11 protein-coding genes are annotated in these 12,408 nt (G+C 71.8%); 8 read left to right on the forward strand and 3 right to left on the reverse strand.

Annotation, left to right across the window (positions count from 1 at the left end):
- Window positions 1–306 precede the first annotated feature (306 nt).
- Window positions 307–1,938 (reverse strand): ABC-F family ATP-binding cassette domain-containing protein, encoded by a 1,632-nt coding sequence (locus ACZ43N_RS04960; protein ID WP_468095018.1) that lies wholly within the window; start codon window positions 1,936–1,938, stop codon window positions 307–309.
- A gap of 346 nt (window positions 1,939–2,284) precedes the next feature.
- A complete protein-coding gene (gene ssgD, locus ACZ43N_RS04965; RefSeq protein ID WP_468095019.1) occupies window positions 2,285–2,701 on the reverse strand; it encodes a spore wall synthesis regulator SsgD in 417 nt (138 codons plus the stop codon).
- Window positions 2,702–2,995: 294 nt separating this feature from the next.
- Here ssgD and ACZ43N_RS04970 point away from each other — a divergent pair, with 294 nt between their 5' ends.
- From ACZ43N_RS04970 to mmpA, 4 genes are all read left to right on the forward strand, one after another.
- Complete coding sequence (locus ACZ43N_RS04970) at window positions 2,996–4,042, forward strand: WD40/YVTN/BNR-like repeat-containing protein (protein WP_468095020.1); 1,047 nt, start codon at window positions 2,996–2,998, stop codon at window positions 4,040–4,042.
- A 91-nt stretch (window positions 4,043–4,133) separates the two neighbouring features.
- Complete coding sequence (locus tag ACZ43N_RS04975) at window positions 4,134–4,457, forward strand: plasmid stabilization protein (protein WP_099966426.1); 324 nt, start codon at window positions 4,134–4,136, stop codon at window positions 4,455–4,457.
- 54 nt (window positions 4,458–4,511) lie between these two features.
- Window positions 4,512–5,237, forward strand: a complete 726-nt coding sequence (locus ACZ43N_RS04980; RefSeq protein ID WP_468095022.1) for an endonuclease V — start codon at window positions 4,512–4,514, stop codon at window positions 5,235–5,237.
- A 265-nt stretch (window positions 5,238–5,502) separates the two neighbouring features.
- Entirely contained in the window at window positions 5,503–5,646 is a 144-nt protein-coding gene (gene mmpA / locus ACZ43N_RS04985) for a morphogenic membrane protein MmpA (RefSeq protein WP_468095024.1), read from the forward strand.
- A 61-nt stretch (window positions 5,647–5,707) separates the two neighbouring features.
- Here the strand turns inward: mmpA and ACZ43N_RS04990 are convergent, their stop codons facing one another.
- Window positions 5,708–6,886 carry a saccharopine dehydrogenase family protein gene (locus ACZ43N_RS04990; RefSeq protein ID WP_468095026.1) on the reverse strand — a complete coding sequence of 393 codons (1,179 nt, stop codon included), beginning with the start codon at window positions 6,884–6,886 and terminating at the stop codon, window positions 5,708–5,710.
- A gap of 92 nt (window positions 6,887–6,978) precedes the next feature.
- Here ACZ43N_RS04990 and ACZ43N_RS04995 point away from each other — a divergent pair, with 92 nt between their 5' ends.
- The 4 genes from ACZ43N_RS04995 (at window position 6,979) to ACZ43N_RS05010 (ending at window position 12,192) form a co-directional block, all read left to right on the forward strand.
- On the forward strand, window positions 6,979–7,359 hold the full coding sequence (locus ACZ43N_RS04995) for an MmcQ/YjbR family DNA-binding protein (protein WP_468095512.1): 381 nt from the start codon (window positions 6,979–6,981) through the stop codon (window positions 7,357–7,359).
- Window positions 7,360–7,504: 145 nt separating this feature from the next.
- On the forward strand, window positions 7,505–8,701 hold the full coding sequence (locus tag ACZ43N_RS05000) for a CaiB/BaiF CoA transferase family protein (RefSeq protein WP_468095027.1): 1,197 nt from the start codon (window positions 7,505–7,507) through the stop codon (window positions 8,699–8,701).
- Window positions 8,702–8,763: 62 nt separating this feature from the next.
- Window positions 8,764–9,978 (forward strand): acetyl-CoA C-acetyltransferase, encoded by a 1,215-nt coding sequence (locus tag ACZ43N_RS05005; RefSeq protein ID WP_468095028.1) that lies wholly within the window; start codon window positions 8,764–8,766, stop codon window positions 9,976–9,978.
- Between the two features lie 39 nt (window positions 9,979–10,017).
- A complete protein-coding gene (locus ACZ43N_RS05010) occupies window positions 10,018–12,192 on the forward strand; it encodes a 3-hydroxyacyl-CoA dehydrogenase NAD-binding domain-containing protein (protein WP_468095030.1) in 2,175 nt (724 codons plus the stop codon).
- The last annotated feature ends 216 nt before the right edge of the window (window positions 12,193–12,408 follow it).

Here is a 12,408-nt window from a genome sequence, read left to right on the forward strand (position 1 = left end):
TGAGGCGACGCCGGTCCGCCATCATGCAGCCCCGGCCCACCAGGACAAAACCCCCGCAGCGAGGCTGTGCCCCTCCTGAGATACTCGGCGGTAGCCGGGGCGGGGGAGGGCGGTGGGGCCGAGCGGCGGAACCCGGTGCTCCGCCGCGGGGCACGGGTCCGTCGGCGCGTGCGGGCGCGTTGTGGTCGCGCGGTTCCCCGCGCCCCTGGGGGGTCGGGTCGGCCGCCCGCCCTTCGTGGGAAAGCGCGGGGAACCGAGCGAACAGTCCCCGCCCACCCGCACCCGCCGACGAACCGACCGCCAGGATCAGCCGGTGGTTCCGAGTTCCTCCGGTGTGGTGTCGCGCATCCCTCCCTCCTCCAGCAACAGCCACCGGGTGATGCCGAGCGACGCGAGGAACGGCAGGTCGTGGCTGGCCACGATCAGTGCCCCCTCGTAGGACTCCAGCGCCGTCGTCAGCTGCCGCACACTCGCCATGTCCAGGTTGTTCGTCGGCTCGTCCAGCATCAGCAGCTGCGGGGCGGGCTCGGCGAGCATCAGCGCGGCGAGGGCGGCCCGGAAGCGTTCCCCGCCGGACAGCGTCGCCGCCGGCTGGTCGGCGCGGGCGCCCCGGAACAGGAAGCGGGCGAGCCGGGCCCGCACCCGGTTGTTGGTGGCGCCCGGCGCGTACCGGGCCACGTTCTCGGCGACCGTCAGTTCATCGTCGAGGACATCGAGCCGCTGCGGCAGGAACCGCAGCGGAACGTGCGCCCGCACCTCGCCGCCCACCGGCTCCAGCTCGCCCGCGATCGTGCGCAGCAGCGTGGTCTTGCCCGCGCCGTTGCGGCCGACCAGCGCGATCCGCTCGGGGCCCCGCAGATCGAGGCCGCCGTTCACCCGGGCCCCGTACCGCAGCTGGAGGTCCAGGACGGTGAGCACGGTACGGCCCGGTGGCACGGCCGTGTACGGCAGGTCGACGCGGATCTCGTCGTCGTCCCGTACGGCCTCCACCGCCTCGTCGAGCCGCTCCTTGGCCTCGGCGAGCTTCTCCTCGTGCATGATGCGGTGCTTGCCCGCGGACTCCTGGGCCGCCCGTTTCCGGGCACCCATGACGATCTTCGGCTCGCGTTTCTGCTCGAACATCTTCTGGCCGTACCGCTTGCGCCGGGCCAGCTTGACCTGGGCGTCGACCAGCTCGCGCTTCTGCTTCTTCAGATCGGCCTCGGCGACCCGCACCATCCGTTCGGCCGCCTCCTGTTCGGTGGTGAGCGCCTCCTCGTAGTCGGAGTAGTTGCCGCCGTACCAGGTGACCTCCCCGGAGCGCAGATCGGCGATCTGATCGACCAGGTCGAGGAGTTCGCGGTCGTGGCTGACCACGATCATGACCCCGGACCACGCCGAGACGGCGTCGTACAGCCGGCGGCGGGCGTACAGGTCGAGGTTGTTGGTGGGTTCGTCGAGGAGCAGGACGTCCGGGCGGCGCAGCAGCAGCGCGGCCAGCCGCAGCAGTACCGACTCGCCGCCCGAGATCTCGCCGATCGTGCGGTCGAGGTCGACGTGGCCGAGCCCGAGTTGACCGAGGGTCGCCAGGGCGCGTTCCTCCATGTCCCAGTCGTCGCCGACGGCCGCGAAGTGCTCCTCGGCCACGTCGCCCGCCTCGATGGCGTGCAGCGCGGCGCGGGCCGCGGCGATGCCGAGCGCCTCGTCGACGCGCAGCGCGGTGTCGAGCGTGACGCTCTGCGGGAGGTAGCCGATCTCGCCCGCCACCCGGACCGTACCGTCGGTCGGCGTCAGCTCACCGGCGATCAGCTTCAACAGGGTCGACTTGCCCGACCCGTTGACCCCGACGAGCCCGGTCCTGCCGGGGCCGAACGCGATCTGCAGGTCCTCGAAGACGGTTGTGCCGTCGGGCCAGGCGAAGGACAGGGAGGTGCAGGTGAGGGAAAGGGGAGTAGACATGAAGGGCCTCGCGGTTGCTTGCGGTGGTCGGGGCAACGCGTGCGGACACCGCGAGCGCGACACATCGAGGCGAGGGCGAACCCGCTGGGCGGGGCCGAAGCAGGCCCGCTGCCGGGGGACGGCTCGTACGCCGAGGTCGCACGCAACGCACACAGGAGCAGCCGGGATACGGCGATGATGTGTGACGCGGTGTCTCAGGACCTCAGACGAGCAACGTCCTTCTCCAATCGACGGCAACAGGACCGCTGTACAACGTAGGAGGGGGCGTCAGGGGTGTCAACGCATTAATGCGACACCCGGACCGGCCGCCCCCGGCCCGGGCGGGGCGGCGTCGGAAGGCGTGGCCTCAGCAGGCGTCCCGCATCAGCTCGGCCAGATCGTGGTCCAGGTCGACCTGGTGATGTTCGAGGCCGACGGGAACCAGCTCGGTCGTACGGTCCAGGAAACGGCGCACCTCACCGGAGAGGACGTGCACCACAGCGGTGCCCTCCGGGGCGTGGAACTCCAGCACCAGCCGCTCGTAGCCGTACGGGCGCACACGCACGTCACCCTGACCGACGGCCTCGTCCATGCCGGTCACCAGCAGTTCGCGGGCGAAGGTCCAGCAGACCTCGACACCCTCCAGCGTCGCCGGGGCGGGGAACGTCATACGGACGGCGAAGGGGTCGCTCCGGTCGTAGTGGAGCGTTGCGGGAATGCTCGGCATCCGCGGCGCGGCGGCGACGAGACGGGCCTCAACGGGCTGCTCGATGACGGTGGACAACGCCTTGCTCCCTCGTGACGGCTGGACGGACACCGGATGGCTTGGCCGGGCATGTGAAGAGACGCTGGATCGGGCCAATCCGTGCACATGGGCTTCGAGTGACCTCTGTCACCGAGTCCAATCACTGAGGTGATCCATTTCTCGTCCCAGGGCCCCGGGATACCCGAGAGGACACCGCACGGGGCCCCGCGGTTCCCGCCGAGGCCATCTGGACGGCGCCCGGGTGGTGGGCTAGCTTCGCCCGCCATGAGGGCCACGGGGCAGTCGAGAAGCAGGATTCGGACGAGTCGGACGATGGCGATGGGACTGGCCGCGACGGCGCTCGCCGCCGCCATGACCGTGCCCGCGCAGGCACACGGGGACGGCCGGCCACCCCACTGGGAACTGAAGAACACCGGCACCGAGGTGCGCTTTCGCGGTCTCGCCGCGGTCAGCCGGAACACCGCCTGGGTGGCCGGAACCGCAGGGACCGTGCTGCGGACCAAGGACGGTGGCGAGCACTGGCGCGATGTGTCACCACCCGGCGCACAGGATCTGCAGTTCCGGGACATCGAGGCATTCGACGCCCGCCGGGCGGTCGTTCTGGCCATCGGCGAGGGCGAGGCCTCTCGCGTCTACCGCACGGACGACGGCGGCGCCAGCTGGACCGAGTCCTTCCGCAACACCGACCCGCGGGCCTTCTACGACTGCCTGACCTTCTTCGACACCCGCCACGGGCTCGCCATGAGCGACCCGGTGGACGGGAAGTTCCGCATCCTGTCCACCAAGGACGGCGGCCGCTCCTGGAGCGTCCTGCCGGACGACGGGATGCCCCCGGCCCTGGAGGGCGAGGCGGGCTTCGCGGCGAGCGGGCAGTGCCTGGTCAGCTCGGGGCGGCGCGATGTGTGGCTGGCCACCGGCGGGGCCGCACGCGCGCGTGTGCTGCACTCCGCCGACCGCGGTCTGACCTGGACGGCCACCGACACCCCCGTCCCGGCGGGCGACCCGGCCCGCGGCGTCTTCGCCCTCGCCTTCCGCGACCGGTCCCACGGCATCGCCGTCGGCGGCGACTACCGCGCCGACCAGTCGTCCCCGAGGGCGGCGGCCACCACCGACGACGCCGGCCGCGTCTGGACTCCTGCCGCGCAACCGCCGCCCGCCTACCGCTCCGGTGTCACCTGGCTCCCGTACAGCCGTACGACCGCCCTCGCCGTCGGCCCCACCGGAACCGATCTCACCACCGACGGCGGCCGCACCTGGCGCACCGTCGACACGGGCTCGTACGACACCGTCGGCTGCACCCCGGACCGCGGCTGCTGGGCCGCCGGGGAGAAGGGACGCGTCGCCCGGCTGGAGAACTGAGGGAAGCGCCGGTGAACAGGTGGCGGCCGGGACTGGATCCCGCGCACCGGGATACCCGTGGGGCGTTCGCATCACGAAGGGAGTGATCGGCATGCCACGTGGTTCGAGCCCCAAGCGGGAACGTCAGTACGAGCACATCAAGGAGAGTGCCGAGGACCGGGGTGAGAGCGAGTCGCGCGCCAAGGAGATCGCCGCACGCACGGTCAACAAGGAGCGCGCCCGGTCCGGTGAGTCCAAGACCGCGAGCCGTACGTCCACGCAGGACATGTCGTCCGGCAAGCGCGGCGGACAGCGCTCCCACAGCGGGTCCGAGGGACCCACGTACGACCAGCTGTACGAGGAGGCCAAGCGGCGCAACATCCGCGGCCGTTCCGACATGAACAAGAGCCAGCTGAAGCGCGCCCTCGACAAATAGACGCGCAGCCCCGGGAGGCGTGCTCGCAGCGGGGATGCGTACGCTCGTCGGACCATGACGACCGTACGCATCCCCGCGGGCTGGCCCGCCACAGACGATCAAGCCCGAGCCGTGCAGGACGAGTTGCGCGGCAAGGTGATCCTCGACGAGACCGGGCCGCCGCCCGGCACCGGACATGTCACCGGCGTGGACGTCGCGTACGACGACGAGCGGGACGTGGTCGCGGCGGCGGCCGTCGTACTGGACGCGGCGACCCTCGCCGTGGTCGCCGAGGCCACGGCGATCGGGCAGGTGTCCTTCCCGTACGTCCCCGGGCTGCTGGCCTTCCGCGAGATCCCGACCGTCCTGGCGGCCCTGGACGCGCTGCCGTGCGACCCCGGAGTCGTCGTCTGTGACGGCTACGGCCTCGCCCACCCGCGCCGCTTCGGCCTCGCCAGCCACCTCGGAGTCCTCACCGGGCTCCCCACGATCGGCGTCGCCAAGAACCCGTTCACCTTCACCTACGACGACCCGGGCACCCCGCGCGGCAGCGCCTCACCGCTCCTCGCGCCCGGCGGATCGGGCCCCGAGGAAGTGGGCTGCGCCCTGCGCACCCGTGACGGGGTCAAACCGGTGTTCGTCTCCGTCGGTCATCGCATGACCCTCGACAACGCCTGCGCCCACACCCTCGCCCTCACCCCGGCCTACCGCGTCCCGGAAACCACCCGGCGTGCCGACACGCTCTGCCGCCGGGCCCTGCGGGAGACGGCGGGCCGGGCCCTCGGGGGCGCACATGACTAAGGGCTGTCCCGTAATCCCCGGCGGGCGCACGACGCCGGCTACGGCACCTCGCCGCGTTGTCGGAACGCCCGCATACATCCGATATGCGGACGCCCCTCCGCCTTGCGATGCTCCCCCACTGCCTGAACGGCGTGGGAGGTGCCCCCGGCATCCGACGCCGTGGGCTGATCCACCGCGGATCACGGGGCAGCCCTTAGGTGCGGGCTTCGTACCTGAGTACGAGTACGGATAGCGGCGCGTCGCCATGATCGGCAGGCTGGACCGCATGACGACGCACCGCGCCCCGAAGCCCGCCGCCAGCCCCAGCCAGCCCGTCGAGCGTGCTGTCACGGCCGGCCTGCTCCTCGCGCTGATCGCCGGAATCGCCTGGATCGGCGGGATGGTCTACACGCTGACGGGATGGGCCTGAGCAGCCCGAGGGCGGCGAGGGCGGTGTGCGCACGGCCGCCCCTGGGGGGCCGGATCCCGCGTCACCGGGAGGCGGCGACCCGGAACGTGATGCCCGCCGCGCGCAGCCGTTCGATCAGCGCGTCGCCCATCGCCACCGCCGTCGTGACCTGGCCCGCGGTGGCGGGAAGCTCGTCGAAGGCCAGGCAGAGCGCCGACTCGGCGAACATCTTCGCCGTCTCGCCGTAGCCGGGGTCGCCGCCCGCGACCTCCGTGAAGACCCGCCGTCCGCCCCCCTCGCCCACGAACCGCACCGAGAACCAGCTCTTGGCCCGCTTCTCCGCGCCCGGCCCCTCGCCGGGCTTGTGCAGGTTGCCCAACCAGCGCCGGGCGGGCGGCACTTGCGCGGCGGCGACGACCGCACCCACGAACGCGACACCGCCCACCGCGAACGGCAGGGTCCTGACGGCCGCGTAGTGGCGGTAGCGGAAGTCCGGTCCGTAGCGCCGCAGGGCGCGCGCCGATCGCTGCACCACCCGCGCGTCGATGGTCGGCAGCGGCAGCGCCCACGCACCGACCTCCTTGGCGAAGCGGGGCGCGCTCACCGGCGCGTGCGCTCGCCGCCCCACTGTCCGCGGCTCGTGCCGCTTGCGGTCCCGCGTGGCGGCGGCCATCTGCCGGGGCCGCGAAAAGATGGTCAGCGCGGAGTTGAACGTGCCGCCCGAGAACATCCCCGACGCCCGCACGAAGCCGTCGACGGTGATCGGCACGTCCTCCGGGAGTTGCTGCACCGTGAAGTACGCCCCAAGATCGTGCGGGATCGAGTCGAAGCCCGCCGCGTGCACGATCCGCGCCCCGGTCTCACGCGCGCGTGCGTCGTGCCGGACGAACATCAGGTCCACGAACTCGGGCTCGCCGGTGAGGTCCAGGTAGTCGGTGCCCTCGTCGGCGCAGGCGGCCACCAGTTCTTCGCCGTACGTGATGTACGGGCCGACCGTCGTGGCCACCACCCGTGCCTGCCGGGCGAGTTCACGCAGGGAAGCCGGATCCGACACGTCCGCGCGGAGCACGCCGATCCCCGCCCCGCCGGGCAGCCGCTCCCGCAGCGCGGCCAGCTTCTCGGCGTTACGGCCGGCCAGCGCCCAGCGCAGCCCCTCGGGCGCGTGCTCGGCGAGATACTCCGCGGTGAGCTCGCCGACGAACCCCGTCGCTCCGAAGAGCACGATGTCGTACGCCCGATCCGCCCTGCTCTGCGTGCTCATTGAACCCCTCAGCCCTCGCCCCCGCGCCGTTGTCGGTGGGTGAGGCTAGCGTGAGGGACGAGCAGTCGAACGCGCGGGATCCGGAGGTGGCCGTGGCCGTGCCCAGGAACGCCCTGAAAAAGTGGGGGACGGTACGTGAGTTCGCTCTCGGGATGCCCGGCGCGGCCGAGGAGTTCCCCTGGGGCGAGAGCGTCGCCAAGGTCAACAGGAAGGTGTTCGTGTTCCTCGGCGTGGACGACGGCAGCCACCCGCTGGGCGTCACCGTGAAGCTCAAGGACGAGGAGACCCACGCCCACGCCCTGACCTGCCCAGGAGCCGAACCCGCCGGATACGGCCTCGGCAAGGCAGGCTGGGTGCGCGTCCCGCTGGAGGAGCCGGGCGCCCCGGGCACGGACCTGCTCTGCGACTGGATCGAGGAGAGCTACCGCGTGATCGCCCCGAAGTACCTGATAGCGGAGCTGGACACCCACTGAGCCCGGCCGACGCGCGCCGGGACATCCGGCACGACCTTGGGCACAATGGCTAAGCGTTTGCTCACCCAAGACCTTGTGTGCGGTGGAACACGTTCTTAACATCACTGGTGTTACATCATCGGTGTCACAGAGCTGGGGGCTCCAGATGGCAGTGGCGAAGACGCCCGGGCACGGCCCGCTCGCCGGTGTGCGCGTGGTCGAACTCGCGGGCATCGGCCCCGGACCGTTCGCCGCCATGCTCCTCGGCGACCTCGGCGCCGACGTCGTCCGCGTCGACCGGCCCGGCGGCGCCGGCCTCGCCGTGAATCCCCTGTACGACATCACCAACCGCAACAAACGGTCCGTGATCGTCGACCTCAAGTCCGGCGACGGCCCGGACACCGTCCTCGCCCTCGCCGAACGGGCCGACGTCCTGATCGAGGGCTACCGCCCCGGGGTCGCCGAGCGCCTCGGCGTCGGCCCCGACACCTGCCACGCCCGCAACCCGGCCCTCGTCTACGGCCGGATGACCGGCTGGGGCCAGCAGGGCCCCCTCGTCCAGCGCGCCGGCCACGACATCGCCTACATCGCCCTGACCGGCACCCTCGGCATGATCGGCACCCCGGACCTCCCGCCCGTCGCCCCCGCCAACCTCCTCGGCGACTACGCGGGCGGCTCGCTCTACCTCGTCGTCGGCGTCCTCGCCGCCCTGCACCACGCCCGCGCCACCGGCACCGGACAGGTCGTGGACGCGGCCATCGTCGACGGCACCGCGCACCTCTCCACGATGATCCACGGCATGCTCGCCGCCGGCGGCTGGCAGGACCGCCGCGCCGCCAACCTCCTCGACGGCGGCTGCCCCTTCTACGGCACCTACGAGACCGCCGACGGCCGGTACATGGCCGTGGGTGCCCTGGAGCAGCAGTTCTACGAGGAGTTCATCGACCTCCTCGGTATCAAGGACCGTGCCCCGGCCCGCAAGGACGTCGCCGCCTGGGGCGAACTGCGCGAGACGGTCGCGGCCCGCTTCAGGACGCGTACGCGCGACGAGTGGACGGCGGTCTTCGAGGGCTCCGACGCCTGCGTGGCGCCCGTGCTGTCGCTGCGCGAGGCCCCGGACCACCCACACCTCGCGGCCCGCGGCACCTTCACCGACTTCGGCGGCATCACCCAGCCCGCCCCCGCACCCCGATTCTCCGCCACCCACACCTCCGTGCGCGGCGGCCCCGCGCAGCCGGGCGCCGACACCACGGACGTGGCCCGCGACTGGGACATACCCGGGCTCCTCGCGGATCGCTCCCCGGCCGCCGCCATGAATGTCTCCCTGACGGAAGGCATACCCGACGGCCAGGTCGGCGCCTGACGCCCGACCGACGCGCCCCCGACCGACACCGGCTCTCCACCGCCACCCGAAAGGCCAGACCCGTGAGCACCGAAGCGTACGTGTACGAGGCGATCCGCACCCCGCGCGGACGCGGCAAGGCGAACGGCGCCCTGCACGGCACCAAGCCCATCGACCTCGTCGTCGGGCTGATCCACGAGGTCCGGCGGCGGCACCCCGGCCTCGACCCGGCCGCCGTCGACGACATCGTGCTCGGCGTCGTGGGCCCCGTGGGCGACCAGGGCTCCGACATCGCCCGGATCGCCGCGATCGCCGCCGGACTGCCGGACACCGTGGCCGGTGTACAGGAGAACCGCTTCTGTGCCTCCGGCCTGGAGGCCGTCAACCTGGCCGCCGCAAAGGTCCGCAGCGGCTGGGAGGACCTGGTGCTCGCCGGCGGCGTCGAGTCGATGTCGCGGGTACCGATGGCCTCGGACGGCGGCGCCTGGTTCAACGACCCGATGACCAATCTGGCCGTCAACTTCGTGCCGCAGGGCATCGGCGCCGACCTCATCGCCACGATCGAGGGATTCTCCCGCCGGGACGTCGACGAGTACGCCGCCCTCTCCCAGGAGCGGGCCGCGGCGGCCTGGAAGGACGACCGATTCGGCGCCTCCGTCGTCCCCGTGAAGGACCGCGCGGGCCTCGTCGTCCTCGACCACGACGAGCACCTGCGGCCCGGCACCACCGTCGACTCCCTAGCCAAGCTGAAGCCGTCGTTCGCCGACATCGGCGAGCTGGGCGGCTTCGACGCGGTGGCCCTGCAGAAGTACCACTGGGTCGAGGAGATCGACCACGTCCACCACGCGGGCAACTCCTCCGGCATCGTCGACGGCGCGGCGCTCGTCGCCATCGGTTCCCGCGAGATCGGCGACCGCTACGGCCTGCGTCCGCGCGCGCGGATCGTGTCCGCCGCAGTCTCCGGCTCCGAGCCCACCATCATGCTCACCGGCCCCGCGCCCGCCACCCGCAAGGCCCTCGCCAGGGCCGGACTGACCATCGACGACATCGACCTCGTCGAGATCAACGAGGCGTTCGCGGCCGTCGTCCTGCGCTTCGTGAAGGACATGGGGATCTCCCTGGACAAGGTCAACGTCAACGGCGGCGCCATCGCCCTCGGCCACCCGCTGGGCGCCACCGGCGCGATGATCCTCGGCACGCTCATCGACGAGCTGGAGCGCCAGGACAAGCGGTACGGACTGGCCACGCTGTGCGTGGGCGGCGGCATGGGCATCGCGACGATCGTCGAACGCGTCTGACACCCGGCGGAACCACCAGACTTCTACGGAGACCCCCTCATGACCGAGAGCACCACCATCCGCTGGGAACAGGACCGCTCGGGCCTCGTCACCCTCGTCCTCGACGACCCCCACCAGTCCGCGAACACCATGAACCAGGCGTTCCGCGACTCCCTCGCCGTGATCACCGACCGGCTGGAGGCCGAGAAGGACTCCATCCGCGGCGTCATCATCACCTCCGCCAAGAAGACCTTCTTCGCCGGCGGCGATCTGCGCGACCTCATCCGGGTCACGCCCGACACCGCGCAGCAGCTGTTCGACGGCGGCCTGGAGATCAAGCGCCATCTGCGCCGCATCGAGACCCTGGGCAAGCCCGTCGTCGCCGCGATCAACGGCGCCGCCCTCGGCGGCGGCTTCGAACTCGCCCTCGCCTGCCACCACCGCGTCGCCCTCGACGCCCCCGGCTCCAAGATCGGCTGCCCCGAGGTCACCCTCGGCCTGCTCCCCGGAGGCGGCGGCGTCGTCCGCACCGTACGGCTCCTCGGCATCGCCGACGCCCTCCTGAAGGTCCTTCTCCAGGGCACCCAGTACAGCCCGCGGCGGGCCTTGGACAACGGCCTCATCCACGAGGTGGCCGGCACGCACGACGAGCTGATGGCCAGGGCGCGCGCCTTCATCGACGCCAACCCCGAGTCCCAGCAGCCCTGGGACAAGCCGGGCTACCGCATCCCCGGAGGCACGCCCGCCCACCCCAAGTTCGCGGCGAACCTGCCCGCCTTCCCCGCCACCCTGCGCAAGCAGACGGCCGGCGCCCCCTACCCGGCCCCGCGGAACATCCTCGCCGCCGCCGTCGAGGGCGCCCAGGTCGACTTCGAGACCGCCCAGGTCATCGAGGCCCGCTACTTCGTGGAGCTGGCCGCCGGCCAGACCTCGAAGAACATGATCCAGGCCTTCTTCTTCGACCTCCAGGCCGTCAACTCCGGCGCCAACCGCCCCAAGGGGATCGAACCGCGCCCGGTCCGCAAGGTGGCCGTTCTCGGTGCCGGGATGATGGGCGCCGGCATCGCGTACTCCTGCGCCCGCGCCGGCATCGACGTCGTCCTGAAGGACGTGTCCGCGGAAGCAGCCGAGAAGGGCAAGGGCTACTCGGAGAAACTCTGCGCGAAGGCCGTCGCCAAGGGCCGTACGACCCAGGAGAAGGCCGACGCGCTGCTCGCCCGGATCACCCCCACCGGCGACCCGGCCGACCTGGCCGGCTGCGACGCGGTCATCGAGGCCGTCTTCGAGGACACCGCCCTCAAGCACAAGGTGTTCCAGGAGATCGAGAGTGTCGTGGCCCCGGACGCGCTGCTGTGCTCCAACACCTCCACCCTTCCCATCACCACCCTCGCCGAAGGCGTGGAGCGCCAGTCCGACTTCATCGGCCTGCACTTCTTCTCGCCCGTCGACAAGATGCCGCTCGTCGAGATCATCAAGGGGGAGCGGACCGGTGACGAGGCCCTCGCCCGCGCCTTCGACCTGGTCCGGCAGATCAAGAAGACCCCGATCGTCGTCAACGACTCGCGTGGCTTCTTCACCTCCCGTGTCATCGGCCACTTCATCAACGAGGGCGTCGCGATGGTCGGCGAGGGCATCGAGCCCGCGTCGGTCGAGCAGGCGGCGGCCCAGGCGGGCTACCCGGCGAAGGTCCTCTCCCTGATGGACGAGCTGACGCTGACCCTGCCCCGCAAGATCCGCGCGGAGACGCGGCGGGCCGTCGAGGAGGCGGGCGGCACCTGGGAGGAGCACCCCGCGGAAGCGGTCATCGACCGCATGGTCGACGAGTTCGGCCGCACCGGGCGCAGCGGCGGCGGGGGTTTCTACGACTACGGTCCCGACGGCCGCCGCACCAAGCTCTGGCCCGGCCTTCGCGAGCACTTCACCCGGCCCGGCCACCGGATCCCCTTCGAGGACATGCAGGAACGCATGCTGTTCTCCGAGGCGCTCGACACCGTGCGCCTCCTTGAGGAGGGCGTCCTCACCTCGGTCGCCGACGCCAACATCGGCTCGATCTTCGGCATCGGCTTCCCCGGCTGGACCGGTGGAGTCCTCCAGTACATCAACGGCTACGAAGGCGGCCTGCCGGGCTTCGTGGCCCGGGCGAGGGAGCTGGCCGACCGCTACGGTGCCCGCTTCACTCCGCCGGCTCTGCTGGTGGAGAAGGCGGAGCGGGGGGAGAGGTTCGCCGACGCCTGACCGTCCCGGGGGTGCGGGGTTCGTTGCCGGCCGCGGGTTCGTTGCGGCTGGTCGCGCAGTTCCCCGCGCCCCTTGAGGGGTGGGGCTGGCGGCCAGGCCTTCATCCTGAAAAGCCCCTGAAAAGCACGGGGCGCAGCCCCGGCCGCTTTTCAGGGGCGCGGGGAACTGCGCGACCAGCCCCCACCCACCGGCGGACGAATCACACAGCCCGCGGGA

It is taken from the genome of Streptomyces sp. NPDC030814 (assembly GCF_055572155.1).